Here is a 19,930-nt window from a genome sequence, read left to right as displayed (position 1 = left end):
TCATGTTGCAGAACATTCCCACCCATGTCATTGCCGGGCCCTTGGGGGCAGGCAAGACCAGCTTGATCAGGCAACTGCTGGCCCAGCGCCCGGCTGATGAACGCTGGGCGGTGTTGATCAATGAGTTCGGTCAGATCGGCCTGGACGCCGCGCTGCTGAGCCAGGCTGCCGATGGTATCGCACTGGGCGAAGTGGCCGGGGGCTGTTTGTGTTGCGTCAATGGCGCGCCGTTTCAGATTGGCCTTGGCCGTTTGTTGCGCAAGTCGCGCCCACACCGTCTGTTCATCGAACCTTCCGGGCTGGGTCATCCTGCGCAATTATTGCGGCAGCTGAACCACGCGCCCTGGCTGGGTGTACTGGCTGTCCAGCCTTGCGTGCTGGTGTTAGACGCCCGGGCGTTGGCTGATGGCAAGCCATTGCCTGATGCGCAACGACAGGTCTTGGCTGATGCCGGTTTATTGGTATTGAACAAATCCGAAGGCCTGACCGAAACCGATCGCCAGCGCATCTCTGCGCAGCTGCCGGAGGTTGGGTTGTACTGGACGCACCAGGCTGCGTTGCCTGTCGATCGATTGCCTGGCCTTGGCACTCGCGGCAACGGTGTCGTGGGTAACTTGGCGCTGCCCAAAAGCCTCGGGCTAATGCCGTCCATTTGGAGTGACCCAACGTCGCCGATTTGCCTTTATCAGCAACAGGGCGAGGGATGGAGCATCGGATGGCGCTGGCATCCGAGCCAACGATTCAACGTGGCGGCGGTGTCTCGATGGCTACAAGGCGCCCTTTGGGAGCGGGCGAAAATGGTCATCCACAGCGATGGCGGTTGGGTTTCAGCCAATGCGTTGGAAGGCGGGACGTTGGAGTGGCAAGCAAGCGAGTGGCGGCAGGATTCGCGAATTGAACTGATTTTCTCCGAGCCGCAAGACTCGGAAGCGCTTCAAGCAGGCTTGGCGAGTTGTCGCCTTCCATGATTCCTGCTTATTTCAGGGCTTCCACTTGTTGTGCTCCTGGCGCCACTGGCTCAGCTCGATGACTTCAGCCCTGGGGCGGGTCTGGACCGACTCGATCGGCGGTGGCGGCGTCTCTTCGAACGGCATGGGGTAGGGTGCGAGTTCGATGTGAGCACTGTGCGCCCCGAACTGCGTGATGGTGCCCGAATGACGGGTCTCACCCGTCACCGTGAACTCGAAATTATAGATCCGTGCCAGCCGTCGTCGCCCGCTGGCGTCCTTTACGAAGCCGATCTTTCGTAGCGCCACGTTGCCATCCAACAACTCGATCTTGAGGTTGGCGCAATGTTGCATGACCCTCGCCAAGGCCCGTTCGCGCAAGCCATGGTTGTGCCACAGCCAAGCGCCGCCGGTAGCCAGCAGCATCAGCACGAAAATGTTTCCAAGGGTCAGCATGAACGAGGTGCTCCAACAAGTTGCCGTCAGCTTAACTGTCTCGCCGGTCTGTCGTACAGGCTGTGTTTAGTCGCATACTGCGCGGCTTGAATTTCATTCGTTTTACGGAACCAGCCGCATGAAACGTACGCCTCATCTGCTTGCCATCCAGTCCCATGTGATATTTGGTCACGCCGGCAACAGCGCTGCCGTATTTGCGATGCAGCGGGTTGGGGTAAATGTCTGGCCGCTCAACACCGTACAGTTTTCCAATCACACCCAGTACGGACAGTGGGCCGGAGAAGTGCTTGCGCCGGCCCAGATACCGCTTCTGGTAGAGGGCATCGCTGCGATTGGCGAGTTGGGCAATTGCGACGCGGTGCTGTCTGGTTATCTGGGCAGCGCCGCCCAGGGGCAAGCCATTCTGGCGGGCGTAGCGCGGATCAAGGCATGCAATCCCAAGGCGCTGTACCTGTGTGACCCTGTCATGGGACATCCGGACAAGGGCTGCATCGTGGCGCCCGAGGTGAGCGAATTCCTGCTGGAAGAGGCGGCCGCCGTGGCGGACATCATGTGTCCGAACCAGTTGGAGCTGGACAGCTTTTCCGGGCGCAAGGCGCAATCCTTACTTGATTGCCTGGCTATGGCTCGCGCGCTGTTGGCCCGTGGACCGAAGGTCGTGCTGGTTAAGCACTTGGCTTACTTCGGCAAGCCAGACGACAGCTTCGAAATGCTGCTGGTGACAGCTGATGGCAGCTGGCATCTGCGCCGACCATTGCTGGCGTTTCCCCGTCAACCCGTGGGGGTGGGTGACCTGACCTCGGGATTGTTCCTGGCGCGGCTATTGTTGGGAGACAGCCTGGTAGCGGCTTTCGAGTTCACCGCTGCGGCGGTACACGAAGTGCTGCTGGAAACCCAGGCGTGTGCAAGCTACGAGCTGCAGTTGGTTCGCGCCCAGGATCGAATCGCCCATCCGCGCGTGCGCTTCGAAGCCGCGACGATCAGCCAATGACCGAGAAAAATCAATGTGGGAGCCAGTTCGCTCCCACATTGATTTTTGACAGCCCTATCAAGGCCCGTCTGCCTTGATTTCCTGATAACGCCGCTCCAGCTCCTGGCGGATCTGACGCCTTTGCTGGGCTTGTTCGTAACGGCGTTTTTCCTCGCCATTTTGCGGTTGCAAGGGAGGAACGGGCGCGGGCTTGCGCTGGTCATCCACCGCAACCATGGTGAAAAAGCAGCTGTTGGTATGGCGGACCGAGCGTTCACGGATGTTTTCGGTCACGACCTTGATGCCCACTTCCATCGACGTGTTGCCGGTGTAGTTTACCGACGCCAGGAACGTCACCAGCTCGCCAACGTGAATGGGCTCGCGAAAAATGACCTGGTCGACCGACAGCGTCACCACATATCTCCCCGCGTAACGGCTGGCACAGGCGTAGGCGACTTCGTCGAGGTATTTGAGCAAGGTGCCGCCATGGACATTGCCAGAAAAGTTGGCCATATCGGGGGTCATCAACACCGTCATCGACAGCTGGGCGTTTCCGGGTTCCATAACATTCTCACGGTTCAAGGCAGCCAATCGGGAGTGCGCCTCTGCGGACGCTGGCGGATCATTCCAAAACCACCGATATCGGGACGTTGCGCCCGCAGTTGCCGTCACGCTTCGGTGGATCTGTTTCGATATATTGCACCGTCTTTCTGCCAGAAGTCGCGGTGTTACCCTTCAAAAGCCCCTCGCAAGGGCATTTCCTACAAAGGAAACGGACTTATCCACCAACGATGAGTCATTTTGAACAGGGAGCCTCGTCTATGCATGCCATCAGTTTTATCCAGGATTTGGCGATCATCATGATGGCTGCGGGGCTGGTGACCGTACTCTTTCATCGTTTCAAACAACCGGTGGTGCTGGGCTACATCGTCGCAGGCTTCATCATCGGCCCGCACACACCGCCGTTCGGGTTCATCCATGACGAAGACACAATAAAGACCCTGGCCGAGCTTGGGGTGATCTTCCTGATGTTTTGCCTGGGCCTGGAGTTCAGCCTTCGCAAGTTGTTCAAGGTGGGGGCCACGGCATTCATCGCTGCGTTCCTCGAGATCGTGTTGATGATCTGGATCGGCTACGAGATAGGTCGCTGGTTCGACTGGAGCGCCATGGATTCGCTGTTTCTCGGCGCTATTCTCGCAATCTCCTCGACGACGATCATCGTCAAGGCCCTCAATGACCTGAAGATGAAAAACGAGCGCTTCGCGCAGCTCATATTCGGCGTCCTGATTGTCGAGGATATCCTCGGCATCGGCATCATCGCCTTGCTGTCGAGCATCGCCGTCAGCGGCACGGTCAGCTCCGGCGAAGTTTTTTCGACGGTCGGCAAGTTGTCGCTGTTCATGATCGTCGCCCTGGTGATCGGCATTTTGCTGGTGCCGAGGCTCTTGGCCTATGTGGCGAAATTCGACAGCAACGAGATGCTGCTCATCACCGTGTTGGGCTTGTGCTTCGGCTTCTGTCTGCTGGTGGTAAAGCTCGAGTACAGCATGGTATTGGGAGCGTTTCTGATCGGTGCGATCATGGCCGAATCCCGGCAGCTGCTGAAGATCGAGCGACTGGTCGAGCCGGTGCGTGACTTGTTCAGCGCCATTTTTTTCGTCGCCATCGGCTTGATGCTCGATCCCGCGATCCTGCTGCAATATGCTTGGCCCATCGCGGTAATCACCGTAGCGGTGGTGTTGGGCAAGATGTTGTCTTGTGGCCTGGGTGCCTTTATCGCCGGTAACGATGGACGTACCTCGCTGCGCGTTGGGATGGGGCTTTCGCAAATTGGCGAGTTTTCTTTCATCATCGCCTCGCTGGGGATGACATTGCAGGTCACCAGCGATTTCCTGTACCCGGTAGCCGTCGCCGTCTCGGTGCTGACCACGCTGTCCACCCCTTACCTGATCCGTGCTGCGGACCCCTTATCTGTGAAACTGGCGACGGTGATGCCGCAACGGCTAACACGGGTGCTAGGCATGTATGGCGAATGGTTGAGCAGCATCCAACCCCAAGGCGAGGGCGCGCTGGTGGCGGCTATGATCAGGCGGATTTTGTTGCAGGTGGGCGTCAATCTGGCGTTGGTGATCGCGATTTTTGTTTCTGGCGGCTATTTCGCCGAGTGGATGTCGACGTATCTGCAAGCATGGATCAGCGATCCAAGCTGGCAGAAAGCATTGATCTGGGGCGGGGCACTGCTGTTGTCACTGCCGTTCCTGATTGCTGCATATCGCAAGCTCAAGGCGTTGTCGATGCTGCTGGCAGAGCTGGGTGTGAAGCCGGAAATGGCCGGCCGTCACACTCACCGCGTCCGTCGGGTGATTGCCGAAGTGATCCCCATTCTTTCGCTACTGGTGATTTTCCTGCTCTTGGCAGCCTTGTCGGCCAGTATTCTACCGACCAACAAGTTGCTGGTATTGATCGCCGTGGTGGCGATTGCCGTGGCGGCGCTGCTCTGGCGCTGGTTCGTGCGCCTTCACACGCGTATGCAGGTGGCGTTGCTGGAAACCTTGGAAAATCACAAGGAATCGTCCGGGCATTGACCGACGGCAGGCGTCTGGCGGATCAGCTTTCCAGCCAGACGTCCCGCGCCCAGTGCCAGACTGATTCCCAGGTTTCCTCGGCGATCAGTTCTTCTTCGGCCTGCCACAGCACCACGGTGCCGTCCTCTTCGACGCAATAGTAATCGTCGCCGTCCTGGCAGATCGGAATCAGGCTGCGGTCCACGCCAGCATCCCAGGCATTTGCCGCTACATCCGGCAAGTAGGTGTGGGATTGCGGGTCGGTAACGGTCACCGGTTCCAGGCTGCCGTATACAACGTCGCTGACCGTCAGCAAAAACTCCCTGAACACGAACGGTATATCGATGAACAACTGCTCTTCGATCTCTACCAGCAAATCTTCGTCGGGCAGCTCCAGCGGGACCGGTACGGGCTCGTTGGCTTCACGCAATTGTTCGATGATTTCTTCCACGTCCGGGGATCCTCTTTCTCGATGGCGCGGTTTTATATGGAGCGGTTTATACAGTAGCTCGCTATAGATGCAACCGCGAAATAGAGAACCCCGGCCTGAGCCGGGGTTCTTTTATTTCAACATGCAAAACGGGCAAAGGTTCAACCGTTCTGGCGGATACCGGCCACCATCCAGGGCTGGTCATCGCCCTGGGCACGTTCCATGTTCCAGCTTTCGCTGAACGCTTCGCCTTTGTCGAAGCGAGAATCCTTCGACAAACCACTGAAGGTCAGGGTGGCGATGGTCTTGTCGGCGCGATCGTCGACGCCATCCAGTTGCACCTGCAGATTGTCGATATAGGTGGACTGGAAGCCATCACCCAGCTCGGCGCGTTCGCGCTTAAGGAACTCCAGCAGCTGCGGGGTCACGAACTCGGCAATTTTGTCCATTTCGTTCGCGTCCCAATGTTGCTGCAGGGACATGAAGTGGCTACGCGCCGCTTCGATGAAACGTTCTTCGTTGAACCAGGCCGGCGCATTGATGACCGGACGAGCGGCCACAGGCGCTGCCGAACCACCGAAAATCGAACCGCTGGCAGGCGGCTGGTTGAACACCTCACGCTGCATTGGCGCATGGCCGGCTGGAGCCAGTTGCTCTTGCTGCTTGCGACGACGAGCGGCAATGAAGCGGAAGACCAGGAAGGCGATGACCGCCATGATCAGGATGTCGAAGATTTGCATGCCTTGGAAGCCGTCGCCCATGAACATGGAGGCGAGCAGGCCGCCGGCGGCGATACCGGCCAGGGGGCCGAGCCAGCGCGATGCGCCGCTGGCCTTGGTGGCAGCGCCTGCGGCACCGGCCGCGCCTGCGGTGGCAGCAGTGGACCCGGCCGCAGAGGACGGCGCCATCTGGCTGGTCTGGTGAGTCGGGGCCGCGCCCGAACTTTTACCACCGCCAAAACGCTTGGCGGCATTGGCGTCGATTGCCATCGTCAGGCCGATGCACAGCGCCATGGCGATGCTAAGAAAACGTTTCATATAAAGGCATTCCCATTTGTGAGTAGCACGCGGCCCATGTTGCACAGGTGAACTGTTGCTGGCTAGCGGCAGAGTGTTTCGGGCTTTTGCATGACAGCCGAGGTTCAGGTTCGCTTGCGCAAGAGGCTTGTTCGATTTGGGCTGTAGGAAAGGGGGACAAGTTCTATCAGAAATGCTTCGGCGTCCTAAAATAACCTATGGGCCGCGTGTCAGCTCGCTTCCCACAGGTTTCCACGCACTTCAAATGGCCTCGAGCTTGGCGTACCCCAGCATCAGCCATTTGCTGCCTTCGCTGAAGTTGACCTGGACCCGGGCCTGGGCTCCAGCGCCTTCGAAATTGAGGATCACGCCGTCGCCAAATACCGAATGGCGCACAGCCTGGCCGAGGCTGAAGCCGGTTTCCGGTATATCGCTGCCGCCAAACAGGCTGCTGGTGCCTTGCTGCTGGCTGCCGCCGAACGGACGGCTGACGCTGTTGGAAAGCCGCACTTCCTGGATGAGACCCTTTGGCACTTCGCGTACGAAACGAGACACCTTGTTGTAGGTCTCGCTGCCATATAAACGACGGGTTTCAGCATAGGTCAGCACCAGGTTCTGCATGGCCCGGGTAATGCCGACGTAGGCCAGGCGCCGTTCTTCTTCCAGGCGGCCCGGTTCTTCCAGACTCATCTTATGTGGAAACAGGCCTTCCTCCATGCCCACCAGGAATACGTACGGGAACTCCAAGCCCTTGGCGCTGTGGAGGGTCATCAACTGAATGCTGTCCTCGTGCTCATCGGCCTGGGTGTCGCCGGCCTCCAGGGATGCATGCCCCAGGAACGCCGACAAGGGGGACAGGTCCCCATCCTCGTCCGTGGTTTCGAAGTTGCGCGCAGCGCTGACCAATTCCTCAAGGTTTTCCACCCGGGCCTGGCCTTTTTCGCCCTTTTCTGCTTCGTGGTAAGCGATTAGGCCAGACTGCTCGATGACGGTCTGGGTCATCAAGTGCAGGGGCATCTCGGCGCATTTGGCAGCCAGGTCTTCTATCAGATCAATAAACGCCTTCAGCGCCCCGGCTGCGCGGCCGGTTACGCCTTTATTGTCGACCAACTGGCGCATGGCTTCCCACATCGACACGTGGCTGTGGCGGGCATGGTCGCGAATCGCTTCGACGGTTTTCTCGCCAATGCCCCGCGTCGGCACATTGATCACCCGCTCCAGGGCGGCATCGTTGCCGCGCCCTTCGATCAGGCGCAGGTAGGCCATGGCGTTCTTGATCTCCGCGCGCTCGAAGAAACGTTGGCCGCCGTAGATCCGGTAAGGGATCCGCTCGCGCAACAAGGCTTCTTCCAAGACCCGCGACTGCGCGTTGGAGCGATACAAGATGGCGATATCGCTGCGGGCCAGGCCGGTCTTCAAGGCGCTTTCGATGGTTTCCACTACATAGCGGGCTTCATCGTGTTCATTGAATGCGGCGTAGAGATTGATCGCCTCGCCTTCGCTGCCGTCAGTCCAGAGTTCTTTGCCCAGGCGGCCGGTGTTGTTGGCGATGAGGGCGTTGGCGGCCTTGAGGATGCCGGCGGTGGAGCGGTAGTTCTGTTCCAGGCGGATGACTTCGGCGTCCGGAAAGTCCGCCGAATACTGATGGATATTTTCGATTTTGGCGCCGCGCCAGCCGTAGATCGACTGGTCGTCGTCGCCTACGACCATCAGGCTGTCGCCGCCCTTGGCGAGCAGGCGCAGCCACGCGTACTGAACGGCGTTGGTGTCCTGGAATTCGTCCACCAGGACATGCCGGAAGCGTTTCTGATAGTGCGCCAACAGGCCCGGATGGTCGCGCCAGAGGTCCAGCGCCCGCAGCAGCAGTTCCGAAAAGTCGATGACCCCGGCACGTTGGCATGCTGCTTCGTAGGCTTCGTAGATGCTGCGCATGGTCGCCAGGAACAAGTCGCCACTGGCCTGGATGTGTTGCGGGCGCAGGCCTTCGTCTTTCTGGCCGTTGATGAACCACTGGGCCTGACGGGCGGGCCAGCGTTGTTCGTCCAGGCCCAGTTCGCGGATGACGCGCTTGACCAACCGCTGCTGATCGTCGCTGTCGAGGATCTGGAAGGTCTGGCTCAGGCCGGCCTCCTGCCAATGGGCACGCAACAGGCGGTGCGCCAGGCCGTGGAACGTACCGACCCACATGCCGGCCGGATTGAGGCCCATCAACTGTTCGATGCGATGACGCATCTCGGCAGCGGCCTTGTTGGTGAAAGTCACTGACAGGATCGAATGGGGCGAGGCGTTCTCGACCTGGATCAACCAGGCGATACGGTGCACCAGCACTCGGGTCTTGCCGGAGCCGGCACCGGCCAGGACCAATTGACGGCCCACGGAGGCAGCAACTGCCTGGCGTTGGGCATCGTTTAGGGAGTTCAACAGAAGGGAGAGATCATCGCGCATCGAAGCATTCTAGGGTGCGGCGTCACCCCGGGCAAACCGAGCTTCGCATCAGCCGATAAAAGACCGTTTGTTGATGACCGGCTGGTCAGCGCTTACAAGCCTTTGCGGGTCGGGCTTGACGCGACTGGCACTCAATGAAATGGCAGTTTTTTCAGCATTTTTATGAGCGAGAGCAGTGTGGGATGCTCTTTGGCTTGTGTATGCTCGGGGCTCGTTTCGGATGCACCATGCATCCTTGAATAAGAACAAGAACATCACCTATGACCTTCAATTCCGATCTGGCGGGCCCTTGTGTGGAGCCACGGATCATCTGCAAGCAGTACGCCACGGAAATGGCGGTCGAACGCACAAGGTTGTTGTATCAGGGCTCGCTGCTGCCCACCCTCTTCATGCTGATCAACGGGCTGGTCTGCGCCGGGCTGTTGTGGGAGCCGTCGCGTTATTTCCTGGTGAGTGTGTGGCTGGTCTGGCTGCTGTCACTGGTGGCGCTGCGGGTGATTCAGGTGGCCGCTTTCGATTCAGCGATACCCAGCCGCCAAGCGCACCCGGTCTGGTTGCGTATGTTTTTGTTGGGCTCGGCCATGACCGGCCTGACGTTGGCGGCTGCTGGCATCGCCCTGGTGCCGGCTGACAGCTTTCAGCAACAGGCGTGGGTGTTTGGGCTGATTGGCGCAGCCACCCTTTCGGCCAGCGTCGCTTATGCCGTGAGTCTTCCGGCATTCCTATCCTTTACGCTGCCCTGTCTGCTACCGGCCATCGGTTATCTTTTCTGGGGCGGTGATGAGCATCAGCGCGGATGGGGTTGGCTCGGGCTGATTGTGCTGGTGTCGCTCAGCGTGGTGGCCTGGCAGGTCAACCGAGTGATACGAAATGGAATGTTGCGACGATTCCAGAACCAGGCGCTGATCGAGCACCTGCAGCAGACGCAAGCCCGTAGTGCGCAGCTTAACGAGGCATTGGGCAGGGAAGTCGAACAACGCCGTTCTGCCGAGGCCCAGCTGCGTACGGCGCAGGTTGGGCTGGAGGCGCGGGTCGAGCAGCGCAGTCTTGAGCTGGAGGTGGCCAGCCGAGCCCTGAGTAAAAGTGAAGCGCGTCTGGCGCTGGCCCTAAAGGCCAGCGAGCTGGGGTTGTGGGATTGGAACCTGCAGACCGATGAAGTCCATCACACCCAACTCAAGGAGCTGTTTGGCCTGGAGCCCGAATACATCACTGCCATGCTCAGTCATCTCACTCCGCGCCTGCATCCTCAGGATCTCCCGGCGCTCAAGCGCGCCCTGATCGAGCATCTCAAAGGGCGCAGCGAGGATTACCAGATCGAATACCGAGTGCGCCATGGGGACGGTCATTGGGTCTGGATCGAAGATCGCGGCCGGGCGGTTGAGCGCAGCGCGAGTGGCCGGGTGCTGCGCATGGTCGGCACCCGGCGAAACATCAGCGCCAGCAAAGAGCTGGAACAACAGCGGCAACTGGCGGCCACGGTGTTCGAAGCCGCCAGCGAAGGTATTGTGATTTTCGACCCCAACTACGCATTGCTTGCGGCCAATCAGGCATTCACGCGCGTGACGGGCTTCAATATCGCCGACATGCTGGGTTGCAATGTGGTTGATTTGCCGTGCAGTCGCGACGCGCGCCGGCACTATCCGATCATCCGCCAGGCCTTGAAGCAGCATGGCACTTGGCAAGGCGAGCTGGTGGAGGCGCGCGCCAACGGCGAGCTCTACCCGCAGTGGCTGCAATTGAATGTTGTGCGAGACCCTCGGGGAAATGTCAGCCATATAGTGGGCTTCTTCGCTGATCTTTCGGCTCGGCGCGAGTCCGAAGAGCGGATGCGTTATCTCACCCATTACGATGAGCTGACCGGGTTGGCGAACCGCTCGCTGTTCCGCGAGCGCCTGAACGAAGCCCACCAGCGAGTGCGCCAGGGCGGGCGGCGGAGCCTGGCGTTGCTGCACATCAACCTGGACCGTTTCAAACTGCTCAACGACAGCCTTGGTCATGACATCGCCGATCAATTACTGCAGAAAATGGCCCGGCGCTTGATCAATGCATTGCCCGAAGCCGACACCATCGCCCGGTTGTCCGGCGACGAGTTCGCGGTACTGTTCGACGCCTATGGCAACCTTTCGAGTCTCGCCCGGGTGGCGACCCGGCTGGCGGCCAAGCTGCGCGTGCCGCTGACCGTGGAAGGCCACGAGCTGGTGATCAGCGCATCCATCGGCATCAGCCTGTTGCCTGACACTGCGCGGGAAGTTTCCACACTGGTCAGCCAGGCAAACATAGCCATGCAACATGCCAAGCATCTGGGGGGTAATAACTTTCAGTTTTACACCGACAGTTTGCAGGCCAGCACGCTGGAGCGGCTGCAACTGGAAAACCAGTTGCGCAAGGCTCTCGAAGAAAAACAGCTGAAGGTCTTCTATCAGCCCAAGCTGTGCCTGGCGACCGGTCGCTTGAACGGCGCCGAGGCGTTGGTGCGCTGGGACCATCCCACCATGGGTCGAGTCCCGCCGGGGGATTTCATTGGCTTGGCTGAAGAGACCGGTCTAATCGGGTCGATTGGTGAGTTCGTGTTGCGCCAGGCCTGTTGGCAGGCATGCGAATGGCAGCGCCAAGGGCTTGAGCCGATCAGGATGTCGGTCAATCTGTCGGTGCACCAATTGCGCCAGGGAAAGCTTGTCAGCCTGGTGCGGCAAGTGCTGGAAGAAACCGGCTTGGCGCCCCAGTACCTGGAGTTGGAGTTGACCGAGAGCCAGCTGCTCGACAGCGTCGAACACATCATTGCCACGTTCCAGCAGCTGCGCGACCTTGGGGTCAAGCTGGCGATTGACGATTTTGGTACTGGCTACTCATCCCTGAGTTATCTCAAGCGTATCCCGGTGGACTACGTGAAGATCGACCAGGCATTCATTCGCGGGCTGGGCGAGGGCAGCGTCGACACGTCCATTACCCGAGCGATCATTGCAATGGCCCATGGACTGTCGCTTAAGGTAGTGGCCGAAGGCGTCGAGCGGCAGGAGCAGCTCGATTTTCTCAGGAACGAGCGTTGCGATGAGGTGCAGGGGTATCTGATCAGCCGCCCCGTGGAAGCCGAGGGGCTGGCCGGGTTATTGCGGATGCAACACTTGGCGGAATGAACCTGATCCTCGATTGGACTTGTCGGTGACTACCGGCAGCGAAATTCCTTGGGGGTGGGATCGGTTGCGCAAACTGTTTGCGTCCCGGCACAGGCTGCTACATCGGGCGATCCTCTGCCAAAACAAAGGGGCCGCGAGGCAATCCAGTTACGTTTTGGACGGGCAAAGCGCCAATTCTTGTAGTATAACTACAAGCTTGCTACATCCCGGCATCCGCCCATAACAAGAGTCCAGCCCCTTGAACCTGTTGCAACACATCGCCCAATCACGCCACCTGCTGCGCAAGTCGGAGCTGAAAGTCGCCGATCACGTACTGCTTGATCCGGCGGCCGTGATGCACAGTTCCATGGCTGATCTTGCCCACAGCGTCGGTATCAGCGAGCCGACCATCGTGCGTTTTTGCCGAGCCATCGGTTGTTCGGGTTTCCAGGATCTCAAACTCAAGTTGGCGCAGAGCCTGGCGGCTGGGGCGAGCTTCGGCCAGTTTGCCATCCATGAGGACGACTCAGTCGCGGACTACAGCCTGAAGATCTTCGACACGACCCTGCACACGCTGATGGAGGTTCGCGAGAAGCTCGACCCGGTGGCGTTGCAAAAAGCCGTGACGGCCATGTCCCAGGCCCAGCGTGTCGAGTTCTACGGTTTTGGCGCTTCCGGTGCGGTGGCCGCCGATGCACAGCACAAGTTCTTCCGTTTGTTGCTCACCGCAGCGGCGTATTCCGACCCGCACATGCAGGCGATGTCAGCGGTCACGTTGAAACCCACCGATGTGGCAATCTGCATTTCCCAGTCGGGGCGTTCCAAGGACCTGTTGATCACCGCAAACCTGGTGCGCGAAAGCGGCGCCTCGTTGATCACTCTGTGCCCGAGCCAGACTCCATTGGCTGAGCTGTCGACGGTGAACCTGGCGATCGATGTGCATGAAGACACCGAAATCTATACACCATTGACCTCGCGCATCGCCCATCTGGTGGTGATCGACGTGCTGGCGATGGGCGTCGCCATGGCCCGTGGCCCGAGCCTGGTCAACCACCTCAAGAGCGTGAAGCGCAGCCTTCGCAGCCTGCGGCTGTCGCCCAAGTCGGTGAAGGCGCTGGACGACTGAGCGCAGATTTTGGGGCCTTGGGGGGCATCTGCCCAAATTCATCGTTCTGTAACCGTCGCGCCGCCAAATCGTCATCCCGCGCCGTCATCTTGAAGCTCCCGTATACGTCTTGGGAGTCTCGACATGACCCAGTCCTACGAAGACCGCAGCGCCGTCAAAACCCGTCGTCAGCAGGAAGATCAGCGCCGCATGGCGTTCCGTCGTGCCATTGAAGACCGCTATGAACAGCGCCAGCTTCTGGCCCAGATCAGCGAATTTCCTGACGCGGTAGAGTTCAATTACTGGCAGGCAACACCGGCGGCTTCCCGTCGAAACGTTCAACCAGGGCGATGATCTGAGCGCGCTCGCCGCGTACGAACGCCAGGAAGGCATGCGCGACCGGTGACAAGCGCTTCGCCTTGGCCTGCACCAGGCACCAGCTGCGGTACAGCGGCAATTCCTCCACCGGTAACTCGATGAGCGCGCCGGACGATAGTTCCCGGCTTACGGCGTGGCGCGTCAACAGCGCCACGCCCAGCCCGGCTACCACGCATTCGCGCTGGGCCTCGGCCGACGCGACTTCCAGCGTCTGGGTGAAATGCACCCGTTTCTCCTTGAAGTATTCCTCGCAGGCCAGCCGCGTGCCGGACCCCGGTTCGCGTAACAGCAGCGTGTAAGGTTCCAGGTCCTGCAAACGCAGCGGACCCATATGGCACAGCGGATGGTCGGGCGGCGCCACGGCGACGATTGGATTGTTGAGAAACGGCAAGAATTCCAGCCCCATGTCCTGAGGCACCATGGACATGATCACCAGGTCGTCACGGTTGTCCGAGAGCCGTCGAATGACCTGGCCGCGATTGACCACCGTCAGATTCAAATTCACCTCAGGGTGTTGGCGCTTGAACGCGGCGAACAGGTGAGGGACGAAGTACTTGGCGCTGGATTCCACCGCAAGCTTCAGTTGGCCTTGCAGCGAGCCCTGCATGTCCGAGAGCTGCATGTCGAGGTTTTCCAAGCGTCCAAAGATGTCCCGGCTGGCACGTTGCAGGGCCTCGGCGGCTTCGGTCATGTAGAGCTTTTTGCCAACGTACTCAAACAAGGGCTGGCCGATCAGCTCCTCTAAGGATCGAATTTGTAGGCTAACGGCCGGCTGTGTGAGAGACATTTCATCAGCTGCACGGCTGTAGGACCTTAGGTCGCACACCTCGTTGAAAATCTGCAATTGACGCAACGTCATACGCATCAACGACTTACGCATATCTGAAGTACCTTGGGCCGAGACGGATGCCGGAACTATAAGTCTTTGCTTATGCACCTCCCAACAAATATTCATTTTTGTTAATCCCCAGTCGGGACTAGTGTGGAGCTGCGACCAATTGTTACATCTGGTCACGCATCGGCCTGAACCTCAGGCCGTGGGTATCACCGGCTCAAGGGAACCTCCAATTGATAACAAAGATCCTGATCGCCAATCGTGGTGAGATTGCCGTCCGCATCGTCCGCGCTTGCGCCGAGATGGGCATCCGCTCGGTCGCGGTCTATTCCGACGCCGACCGCCACGCCTTGCATGTCAAGCGTGCGGACGAGGCCCACAGCATTGGCGCCGATCCGCTGGCCGGTTATCTCAACCCACGCAAACTGGTGAACCTGGCGGTGGAAACCGGTTGTGATGCGTTGCATCCCGGCTACGGTTTCCTTTCGGAAAACGCCGAACTGGCGGACATCTGCGCCGAGCGCGGCATCAAATTCATTGGCCCGTCGGCGGAAGTCATTCGCCGCATGGGCGACAAGACCGAAGCGCGCCGCAGCATGATCAAGGCCGGTGTGCCGGTCACGCCGGGCACCGAAGGCAACGTGGCGGGCATCGAAGAGGCCCTGACCGAAGGTGATCGGATTGGTTACCCGGTCATGCTCAAGGCTACGTCTGGTGGCGGCGGTCGCGGTATCCGTCGCTGCAATAGTCGCGAAGAACTCGAGCAGGCCTTCCCGCGAGTGATTTCCGAAGCCACCAAGGCATTTGGTTCGGCGGAAGTGTTCCTGGAAAAATGCATCGTCAATCCCAAGCATATCGAAGCGCAGATCCTGGGCGACAGTTTCGGCAATGTGGTGCACCTGTTCGAACGCGACTGCTCGATCCAGCGCCGCAACCAGAAGCTGATCGAAATCGCCCCGAGCCCGCAGCTGACCCCCGAGCAGCGCGCTTACATCGGCGACCTGTCGGTACGCGCGGCCAAGGCCGTGGGCTATGAGAATGCCGGCACCGTGGAGTTTTTGCTCGCCGAAGGCGAGGTTTACTTCATGGAGATGAACACCCGGGTGCAGGTGGAACACACCATCACCGAAGAAATCACCGGTATCGACATCGTTCGCGAACAGATCCGCATCGCCTCCGGTCTGCCGTTGTCGGTCAAGCAGGAAGACATCCTGCACCGGGGTTTTGCGTTGCAGTTCCGCATCAACGCCGAGGACCCGAAAAACAACTTCCTCCCCAGCTTCGGCAAGATCACCCGCTACTACGCCCCTGGTGGGCCGGGTGTGCGCACCGACACGGCGATCTACACCGGCTACACCATCCCGCCGTTCTACGATTCGATGTGCCTGAAACTGGTGGTCTGGGCGTTGACCTGGGAAGAAGCGATGGACCGCGGCCTGCGAGCCCTGGATGACATGCGCCTGCAGGGGGTCAAGACCACCGCCGCGTATTACCAGGAGATCCTGCGCAATCCGGAATTCCGCAGCGGCCAGTTCAATACCAGCTTCGTTGAAAGCCATCCTGAACTGACCAACTACTCGATCAAGCGCAAACCCGAAGAGCTGGCCCTGGCCATCGCCGCCGCCATTGCCGCACACGCAGGCTTATGAATAAGCAGCTGCAAGCCCCAAGCTGCAAGCTGCAAGTAAAAGCCGATTCGCTCTTACTTGCCGCTTGTAGCTTGCCGCTTGTCGCTACGAGGAGATCGTGAAATGCCCAAGAAAATCTTTGTAACCGACACAATCCTGCGCGACGCCCACCAATCGCTGCTCGCCACGCGCATGCGCACCGAAGACATGCTGCCGATCTGCGACAAGCTCGACAAAGTCGGCTATTGGTCGCTGGAAGTCTGGGGCGGTGCCACCTTCGACGCCTGTGTGCGCTTCCTGAAGGAAGACCCGTGGGAGCGCCTGCGCCAACTGCGCGCGGCGCTGCCCAACACTCGCCTGCAAATGCTGCTGCGCGGCCAGAACCTGCTGGGCTACCGCCATTACAGCGATGACGTGGTCAAGGCGTTCGTGGCCAAGGCCGCCGTCAACGGCATTGACGTGTTCCGTATTTTCGATGCGATGAACGATGTGCGTAACCTGCGCGTCGCCATCGAAGCGGTGAAGGCCGCCGGCAAGCACGCCCAGGGCACCATCGCCTACACCACCAGCCCTGTGCATACCATCGAGGCGTTCGTAGCCCAGGCCAAGCAGATGGAAGCCATGGGTTGCGACTCGGTGGCGATCAAGGACATGGCCGGCCTGCTGACCCCGTACGCCACTGGCGAACTGGTGAAAGCGCTAAAGGCCGAGCAATCATTGCCGGTGTTCATCCACTCCCACGACACCGCTGGCCTGGCCGCGATGTGCCAACTCAAGGCCATTGAAAACGGTGCCGATCACATTGACACCGCGATCTCCAGCTTCGCCTGGGGCACCAGCCATCCGGGCACCGAGTCGATGGTCGCGGCCCTTAAAGGCAGTGAATTCGACACCGGGCTGGACCTGGAGTTGTTGCAGGAAATCGGCCTGTACTTCTACGCCGTGCGCAAGAAGTACCACCAGTTCGAAAGCCAGTTCACTGCCGTCGACACCCGCGTCCAGGTCAACCAGGTTCCGGGTGGGATGATTTCCAACCTTGCCAATCAGTTGAAGGAGCAGGGCGCACTGAACCGGATGAACGAAGTGCTGGCGGAGATCCCGCGCGTGCGCGAAGACCTCGGCTTCCCGCCGCTGGTGACTCCTACCTCGCAGATCGTCGGCACTCAAGCGTTCTTCAACGTGTTGGCCGGTGAGCGCTACAAGACCATCACCAACGAAGTGAAACTCTATCTGCAGGGTGGCTACGGCAAGGCTCCGGGTGCGGTGAACGAGAAGCTGCGTCGCCAGGCCATCGGCAGTGAAGACGTGATCGACGTCCGTCCGGCCGACCTGCTCAAGCCGGAAATGACCCGGCTGCGTGGAGAAATCGGCGCCTTGGCCAAATCCGAGGAAGACGTGCTGACCTATGCGATGTTTCCGGACATCGGTCGCAAGTTCCTCGAAGAACGCGACGCCGGCACCCTGACCCCTGAAGTGCTGCTGCCGATTCCCGAGGCGGGCAGCGTGAGTTCTGCGGGCGGCGAAGGCGTGCCAACCGAATTCGTCATCGATGTTCACGGTGAAACCTACCGCGTCGACATCACCGGTGTGGGCGTCAAGGCCGAAGGCAAGCGTCACTTCTACCTGTCCATTGATGGCATGCCGGAAGAAGTCGTGTTCGAACCGCTCAATGAGTTTGTCAGCGGCGGCAGCAGCAAGCGCAAGCAAGCCACTGCGCCAGGCCATGTCAGCACCACCATGCCGGGCAACATCGTCGATGTGCTGGTCAAGGAGGGCGACATGGTCAAGGCCGGCCAAGCGGTGCTGATTACCGAAGCGATGAAAATGGAGACCGAAGTGCAGGCGGCTATCGCCGGCAAGGTCACCGCCATTCACGTGGCCAAGGGCGACCGGGTCAACCCGGGCGAGATCCTGGTCGAGATCGAAGGCTGACTGAACAGCCTCGATACAACGTTTTAACCTCGGGGGGGCATGTGCTCCCCTTTTTTTGGCTCGTCAGAACATCATTCGCCATTGTCCCATCAGCGCTCCGTTGCGGTTGTCCTGGCCGGTTTCGCCGCTGTAACTCAATCCCAAGGTATGCCGGGGCGAAACGGCCAGGTCCAGCCCCGCTTGCAGCAGCAGGCTGTCACGGTCCAACTCGACCCCTTCGATCATATAAGTCCTGCCGCCGTTAGCCAGCTGTTGATGGGAGCTGCCCCCGATATCGCCGTACAGGTGTTTCCAGGCAACATCCAGGTGCGGTGTCAACCGTATGCCTTGGTCGAACACAAAAGGACGGGCGAGGCGCAGGCCCAGGTCGCTGTTGTAGTGTTCCTGGGTTTGACCGTTGTACTGCAACGCGGCGTCGCCACCTTTTTCCGAGTAGGCGTCGCGTTGATAGCGTTGGTAGCCCACTTGGACGTAGGGCTCTATATCGAATTGTCCGACGTCCAGGTTGTAGCCGACCTGTCCAAAGACCTGTTGCGTCGTGGCGTCGTAACGACCCTTGAGGCGGTCCCTGAATCCATTGAACGCGACATGGCGCTTGGTGCTGCCGTCATGACTGCCATAGACAGCGCCCAGGCGCAGCGCCAGCGGCCCGTCCTGACGCAAGGCGTACGCGCCTGCGAGCCAACTGTCGAGCGCTCCTTCGAATCGATAACTTTCCAGCCGTGTCTGGGTCTTGCTGCCGATGATGCCCAGCCGCCAATCGGGCGTGACAGCCCAATCGGTTCCCAGCATCAGGCCCTTTGTCGAATGTTCAAGGGCAAAGCTACCCAGTTCCTTGGCGAGGCTGCCGCTGTTGCCGATGGCCTGGACCCAGACTTGACCGTTGTCATGCTTACCCATGGGGTTATTGCGGCCCATCGCCGAGAGCATTCCCGAGCTGATCGGTGCGACGCTGCTCAGGGTGGCGTTGCCCAGGTCGGCGGTGTCGTAGCCACTCAACTGGTCGAGGGCACTGGCGGCGGTGATCAGGTTGCTGCCGAGCAGGGCGTTGACGGCGGTATTGGGTTGCGGGGCGGGGCTGGCCGGTTGCGGCTCGTTGATGCTGTCCGCAACCGATCGAGCGGGATCAGAGGTGGCCGCCACGTTGATTGGAAGGCCGGTGCGCGCGTAGCTCAGGCTGACCTGCGTCGCGGTGGAGTGCATTGTTGCCGTCATGTATGGCAGCTCGCTGATTACTGGCCCAAATGCACCGATGATCTGTCCCGCTTTGATGACGGTGTGCTCTTTCGCCCCGACGTACTCGCCGGGTACACCGACAATCTTCAGCGTCGCGTTGTTCAAGGTTGCGGCGTTTTCAACCTTGATCGTTGAGCTGTGGCCCTCAGCGTCTACGCCATAGATCAATACAGCGGTTGGGGAAAACGTTAAATCCTTGGCGGAGGGGGCACCTATTTCATGGCCAACCTCCAACCGACCTTTTACGTTCAGCAAGCCCACTGAGCCCGGACCGCTGAACGTTGCATCCTGTTGAACATCTACCCGGCCAGTTACGGTTCCGGAGTTCACCATGCGAGCGCCCGGTTCGACAGTCACGTTATTTGCAACGTCCCCCTTGTTGTCAAAATCACCGAGGACCCCGATCTGTCCGGTGAGATGGCCGGTGTTGATCAATTTCGTTTTCGACTCGATCACGCCCCAGCCAGCGAAGCTTGTGGTGTGCTCCCACTCGCCATGGGTGACGTGCAAAGCCTGGAAGTTGCGGGTCTCCGGCAATTGGGAAGACGTTGCATCGCCTAATTGCAGGATGTTGGTTCCACCGCCGCCATCAACAATCCCGCCGAACATGCCATTGGCGCTGACGTTGACAACGTCATTGGCCTTGGTCAGTTTCAAGCCGGTTTTGCGAGGTTTATCGAGAGTGTGCTGTTTGGTATCTGGCGCTTCTGCGACGGCCTTCAGGCGCTCCTGCAACTCGGCAGTGGTGAAGATTTCAGCAGGTTGCTGAGCCATCGAGACATCGGCGAAACCGACTGCCAGCGCGATTGCCAAAGCGAGGTGCTGAGGCAGGAATAGGTGTTGGGTAGGCATCGAATGCGGCTCTTATGAAATGA

General features: G+C 59.7%; 15 protein-coding genes. 8 read left to right on the top strand and 7 right to left on the bottom strand.

The genetic code is table 11. The annotated features are described in order from the left end of the window. Window positions 1-2 precede the first annotated feature (2 nt). A complete protein-coding gene (locus tag J3P95_RS25115) occupies window positions 3-968 on the top strand; it encodes a CobW family GTP-binding protein (protein WP_434559626.1) in 966 nt (321 codons plus the stop codon). 12 nt (window positions 969-980) lie between these two features. On the opposite strand, the gene J3P95_RS25110 is transcribed toward J3P95_RS25115, so the two are convergent. Continuing rightward, complete coding sequence (locus tag J3P95_RS25110) at window positions 981-1,403, bottom strand: DUF3301 domain-containing protein (RefSeq protein ID WP_186633224.1); 423 nt, start codon at window positions 1,401-1,403, stop codon at window positions 981-983. Between the two features lie 118 nt (window positions 1,404-1,521). Here J3P95_RS25110 and pdxY point away from each other — a divergent pair, with 118 nt between their 5' ends. Beyond that, entirely contained in the window at window positions 1,522-2,394 is an 873-nt protein-coding gene (pdxY, locus tag J3P95_RS25105; protein ID WP_434559624.1) for a pyridoxal kinase PdxY, read from the top strand. Window positions 2,395-2,451: 57 nt separating this feature from the next. Here the strand turns inward: pdxY and J3P95_RS25100 are convergent, their stop codons facing one another. Beyond that, a complete protein-coding gene (locus tag J3P95_RS25100; protein ID WP_186611335.1) occupies window positions 2,452-2,937 on the bottom strand; it encodes an acyl-CoA thioesterase in 486 nt (161 codons plus the stop codon). 257 nt (window positions 2,938-3,194) lie between these two features. Here J3P95_RS25100 and J3P95_RS25095 point away from each other — a divergent pair, with 257 nt between their 5' ends. Then, entirely contained in the window at window positions 3,195-4,958 is a 1,764-nt protein-coding gene (locus J3P95_RS25095) for a cation:proton antiporter (RefSeq protein ID WP_434559622.1), read from the top strand. Between the two features lie 22 nt (window positions 4,959-4,980). Here the strand turns inward: J3P95_RS25095 and J3P95_RS25090 are convergent, their stop codons facing one another. The 3 genes from J3P95_RS25090 to uvrD form a co-directional block, all read right to left on the bottom strand. Then, the gene (locus tag J3P95_RS25090; RefSeq protein ID WP_003187120.1) at window positions 4,981-5,388 is read right to left on the bottom strand and encodes an SMI1/KNR4 family protein; all 408 of its coding nucleotides are present in this window, start codon (window positions 5,386-5,388) and stop codon (window positions 4,981-4,983) included. A gap of 140 nt (window positions 5,389-5,528) precedes the next feature. Beyond that, window positions 5,529-6,404 (bottom strand): Tim44 domain-containing protein, encoded by an 876-nt coding sequence (locus J3P95_RS25085; protein WP_186633215.1) that lies wholly within the window; start codon window positions 6,402-6,404, stop codon window positions 5,529-5,531. 240 nt (window positions 6,405-6,644) lie between these two features. Beyond that, entirely contained in the window at window positions 6,645-8,828 is a 2,184-nt protein-coding gene (uvrD, locus tag J3P95_RS25080) for a DNA helicase II (RefSeq protein ID WP_186633212.1), read from the bottom strand. Window positions 8,829-9,088: 260 nt separating this feature from the next. Between uvrD and J3P95_RS25075 the strand changes: the two genes are divergently transcribed. The 3 genes from J3P95_RS25075 (at window position 9,089) to J3P95_RS25065 (ending at window position 13,400) form a co-directional block, all read left to right on the top strand. Further along, window positions 9,089-11,962, top strand: coding sequence for a putative bifunctional diguanylate cyclase/phosphodiesterase (locus J3P95_RS25075; protein WP_434579308.1), 2,874 nt, complete (start codon window positions 9,089-9,091; stop codon window positions 11,960-11,962). A 238-nt stretch (window positions 11,963-12,200) separates the two neighbouring features. Continuing rightward, on the top strand, window positions 12,201-13,067 hold the full coding sequence (hexR, locus tag J3P95_RS25070) for a transcriptional regulator HexR (RefSeq protein WP_003187110.1): 867 nt from the start codon (window positions 12,201-12,203) through the stop codon (window positions 13,065-13,067). 123 nt (window positions 13,068-13,190) lie between these two features. Continuing rightward, a complete protein-coding gene (locus J3P95_RS25065) occupies window positions 13,191-13,400 on the top strand; it encodes a PA3496 family putative envelope integrity protein (RefSeq protein ID WP_434559618.1) in 210 nt (69 codons plus the stop codon). Here J3P95_RS25065 and J3P95_RS25060 read toward each other — a convergent pair. Then, the gene (locus J3P95_RS25060; protein WP_434559616.1) at window positions 13,342-14,304 is read right to left on the bottom strand and encodes a LysR family transcriptional regulator; all 963 of its coding nucleotides are present in this window, start codon (window positions 14,302-14,304) and stop codon (window positions 13,342-13,344) included. The genes J3P95_RS25065 and J3P95_RS25060 overlap by 59 nt on opposite strands. 188 nt (window positions 14,305-14,492) lie before the next feature. Between J3P95_RS25060 and J3P95_RS25055 the strand changes: the two genes are divergently transcribed. Together J3P95_RS25055 and oadA are read left to right on the top strand one after the other, a co-directional pair. Then, window positions 14,493-15,908, top strand: coding sequence for an acetyl-CoA carboxylase biotin carboxylase subunit (locus J3P95_RS25055; RefSeq protein WP_123414084.1), 1,416 nt, complete (start codon window positions 14,493-14,495; stop codon window positions 15,906-15,908). A 102-nt stretch (window positions 15,909-16,010) separates the two neighbouring features. After that, on the top strand, window positions 16,011-17,819 hold the full coding sequence (oadA, locus tag J3P95_RS25050) for a sodium-extruding oxaloacetate decarboxylase subunit alpha (protein WP_434559612.1): 1,809 nt from the start codon (window positions 16,011-16,013) through the stop codon (window positions 17,817-17,819). Between the two features lie 63 nt (window positions 17,820-17,882). Here oadA and J3P95_RS25045 read toward each other — a convergent pair whose 3' ends face one another. Continuing rightward, window positions 17,883-19,907: an autotransporter outer membrane beta-barrel domain-containing protein gene (locus J3P95_RS25045; RefSeq protein ID WP_434579311.1), complete on the bottom strand. Its 2,025-nt coding sequence runs from the start codon at window positions 19,905-19,907 to the stop codon at window positions 17,883-17,885. Window positions 19,908-19,930 lie beyond the last annotated feature (23 nt).

The sequence above is a fragment of the Pseudomonas sp. Z5-35 genome (genome assembly GCF_051131945.1).
Lineage (GTDB): Bacteria > Pseudomonadota > Gammaproteobacteria > Pseudomonadales > Pseudomonadaceae > Aquipseudomonas > Aquipseudomonas marvdashtae.
Note: the sequence above shows the minus strand (reverse complement) of the source record. Positions and strands in the feature narration are given on the sequence as shown.

Coding starts and splice junctions, on each gene's coding strand:
- J3P95_RS25095 (WP_434559622.1), top strand. CDS start 3,195: ATGCATGCCATCAGTTTTATCCAGGATTTGGCGATCATCATGATGGCT.
- J3P95_RS25110 (WP_186633224.1), bottom strand. CDS start 1,403: ATGCTGACCCTTGGAAACATTTTCGTGCTGATGCTGCTGGCTACCGGC.
- J3P95_RS25060 (WP_434559616.1), bottom strand. CDS start 14,304: ATGCGTAAGTCGTTGATGCGTATGACGTTGCGTCAATTGCAGATTTTC.
- uvrD (WP_186633212.1), bottom strand. CDS start 8,828: ATGCGCGATGATCTCTCCCTTCTGTTGAACTCCCTAAACGATGCCCAA.
- pdxY (WP_434559624.1), top strand. CDS start 1,522: ATGAAACGTACGCCTCATCTGCTTGCCATCCAGTCCCATGTGATATTT.
- J3P95_RS25045 (WP_434579311.1), bottom strand. CDS start 19,907: ATGCCTACCCAACACCTATTCCTGCCTCAGCACCTCGCTTTGGCAATC.
- J3P95_RS25115 (WP_434559626.1), top strand. CDS start 3: ATGTTGCAGAACATTCCCACCCATGTCATTGCCGGGCCCTTGGGGGCA.
- J3P95_RS25065 (WP_434559618.1), top strand. CDS start 13,191: ATGACCCAGTCCTACGAAGACCGCAGCGCCGTCAAAACCCGTCGTCAG.
- oadA (WP_434559612.1), top strand. CDS start 16,011: ATGCCCAAGAAAATCTTTGTAACCGACACAATCCTGCGCGACGCCCAC.
- J3P95_RS25100 (WP_186611335.1), bottom strand. CDS start 2,937: ATGGAACCCGGAAACGCCCAGCTGTCGATGACGGTGTTGATGACCCCC.
- J3P95_RS25075 (WP_434579308.1), top strand. CDS start 9,089: ATGACCTTCAATTCCGATCTGGCGGGCCCTTGTGTGGAGCCACGGATC.
- J3P95_RS25085 (WP_186633215.1), bottom strand. CDS start 6,404: ATGAAACGTTTTCTTAGCATCGCCATGGCGCTGTGCATCGGCCTGACG.